Raw genomic sequence first — 2,686 nt, 5'->3', positions numbered from 1 at the left:
CCCACGCCCACCCCGCCCGCGGCTCCCGCGAACAGCGGCGGCTTCGGGCTGGACCTGACGCAGGAGACGCCCAAGACGCCCGCGCCCACCATGTCCTTCGACGCGGTGGATGTGTCCGGCAAGACGGCGGACCGCCAGCGGCTGGACATCACCGTCAGCCTCTTCAAGAACGACGAGTACGAGAAGGCCGCCATGTCGGCCCACGAGCTCCTCGCGGACCCGAAGCTCGCGGGCCTGCACACGGAGGCGCGCTACGTGCTGGCCAAGTCGCTCTACCGCATGGGCATGTACCACTCGTCGCTCGGTGAGTTCTCCAAGCTGCTCGCCCTGGGGCCCTCCACCAAGTTCTTCAAGACGAGCCTGGAGTGGCTGTTCTTCATCAGCCGCAAGACGAAGAACGAGACGGTCATCCTCGACGAGATTGCCCGTCACGCGAACCAGGAGTTCCCGGAGAAGTACCGCAACGAGTTCCGCTACCTGCTGGCGCGCTACCACTTCGTGCGCGGCCGCGCGCTGGACCAGGTGGGCCAGAACGCGGACGCGGACAAGAGCTTCGCGGAAGTGCAGCGGCTGACGTTGCTGATTCCCAAGACGGACGCGTTCTACCCGCGCGCGCGGTACCTGGACGGTCTGGCCTCGTTCCGCAACGGCAGCCGTCAGAAGGACGCGGCGGCCAAGCGTGGCAACGGGGAGATGCTGGCCTCGGTGGAGGCGATGAAGGAAGTGGTGCGCCTCACCCGCCCGGTGGCCGGCAAGTCCGCGGACCAGGTCAAGCTGGACAAGTCGCTGCGCGAGCTGGCGTTCATGCAGCTGGCCCGCACGCACTACGGCATGCAGCAGAACCGCTTCGCGCTGTTCTACCTGGGCAAGGTGGAGCGCGGGAACACGCAGTGGCTGGAGTCGCTCTTCGAGGCGAGCTGGGCCAACTACCGCGTGGGTCAGTTCGAGCAGGCGCTGGGCAACCTCATCACGCTCTCGTCGCCCTTCTTCCGCGAGGAGTACTTCCCGGAAGCGCTCATCCTCAAGGCGGTCATCTATTACGAGAACTGCCGCTACCGCGAGTCCAACATCATCCTCCAGGACTTCGAGCGCACGTACCTGCCGGTGCATGACCAGCTCGAGTCCCTGGTGAAGAAGAACATGGAAGCGGGCGAGTACTACTCGGTGCTCGCGGACGTGCAGAAGAAGAACAAGGACGGCCTGGAGAAGAACGAGACGGACGTCATCCTGGAGCGCATCCTCCGCCTGGCCCTCACGGACCAGGACCTGCGCAAGACGAACGACTCCATCCTCGAGCTGGAAGGGGAGATGGACGCGTTCGCCAGCCGGGGTGACACCTTCAAGTACTCCGAGCTCTCCAAGAGCCTGCTGGAGGAGCTGAAGGTCCACCGCACGGGCCTCATCTCCAAGGCGGGCATCATGGCCAAGGGCAAGCTGGAGACGGAGCTCGTCGCGCTCAAGCAGCTGCTCGCCAACGGCCTGCGCATCAAGTTCGAGACGACGACGAAGGAGAAGGAGTTCCTCGAGGACCAGCTCAAGGCGGGGGGCCGTACGTCCATCGTCAAGAAGTACAAGTTCTCGGTGGCCGTCTCCGACGACCAGCTCTACTGGCCGTACGAGGGTGAGTACTGGCGCGACGAGCTGGGCACGTACCAGTACACCCTGACCAAGGGCTGCATCGACCGCGACACGGCGAACCGGAACGTCCAGTCCGCCGAGGCGCTCTAGAAGAGAGCGTCAAATCGTCGCGGGGCGCGGAGTTGCCGCGCCTTTCAGACCGCCGGAGCGCTATCTTCCGCGCTCCGGCGGTTTTTCATTTCCAGCAAGGGAGCTACGGGTGAGCCGGACGGCGTCACTGCGCGTCGTCTTCGGAATCGTGTCGCTGGACCTCATCGGGTTCGGCATCCTGATTCCGCAGCTGGGCGTGTACGGAGTGAAGTTCGGAGCGTCGCCCTTCACGGTGGGGCTGCTCATCTCCGTCTATTCGCTGATGCAGCTGGTGGCGGCCCCCGTGCTCGGCCGGCTGAGTGACAGGTACGGCCGCCGGCCGGTGTTGCTGCTCAGTCAGGTGGGCTCGCTGTTGGGCTACGTGCTGTTCGCCCTGGCGCACTCGCTGCCGCTGCTCTTCCTGGCGCGCGTCATCGACGGCATCTCCGGCGGCAACATCGCCACCGCGCAGGCCGTCGTCGCGGACATCACCCGCCCGGAGGAGCGCGCGCGGGGCATGGGCGTCATCGGCGCGGCCTTCGGCCTGGGCTTCGTGCTGGGGCCCGCGCTGGGCGGCTTTCTGGGCGCATGGGGCGGCAACCTGGCCATTGGCCTGTTCGCGGCGGGGCTGGTGGCCGTCAATCTGGTCTGCACCTGGTTCTTCCTCCCGGAGTCCCGGGTGGAGGGGGGGCCGGAGGGCCATGTGCGCACCCTCAAGGGCGCCGTCCAGGCGCTGCGGCTGCCCGTCGTCGCGCGGTGCCTGGTGCTGATGCTGCTGTTCACCACCGCGTTCTCACAGATGGAGGGGACGTTCTCCGTCTACCTGCTCACGCGCTTTCTCTCCGTGGGGCCGGTGGCGCTGGAGGGGGGGCTGTTCCTCCACCCGGTGATGACGGACACGGCGGTGCTCCGCGAGGCGAGCCTGCGCGCGGGCTGGCTCTTCGCGGTGGTGGGCGTGCTCAGCGCGCTGGTGCAGGGT

The 2,686-nt window shown here is 66.8% G+C and carries 2 protein-coding genes; both read left to right on the top strand.

What is annotated here, in order from left to right; all coding sequences use genetic code 11:
- Nucleotides 1–1,728, top strand: a 1,728-nt coding sequence (gene gltC / locus HR086_RS46140; protein ID WP_254626761.1) for an adventurous gliding motility protein GltC, incomplete at its 5' end; no start/stop codon positions are given.
- A 109-nt stretch (nt 1,729–1,837) separates the two neighbouring features.
- The coding region (locus tag HR086_RS46135; protein WP_174468835.1) for an MFS transporter at nt 1,838–2,686 on the top strand (849 nt) is incomplete at its 3' end.

The sequence above is a fragment of the Myxococcus sp. CA039A genome (assembly GCF_013336645.1).
GTDB lineage: Bacteria > Myxococcota > Myxococcia > Myxococcales > Myxococcaceae > Myxococcus > Myxococcus llanfairpwllgwyngyllgogerychwyrndrobwllllantysiliogogogochensis.
The sequence above is the reverse complement of the archived record's forward strand: the minus strand, read 5'-3'. Positions and strand labels throughout refer to the sequence as shown.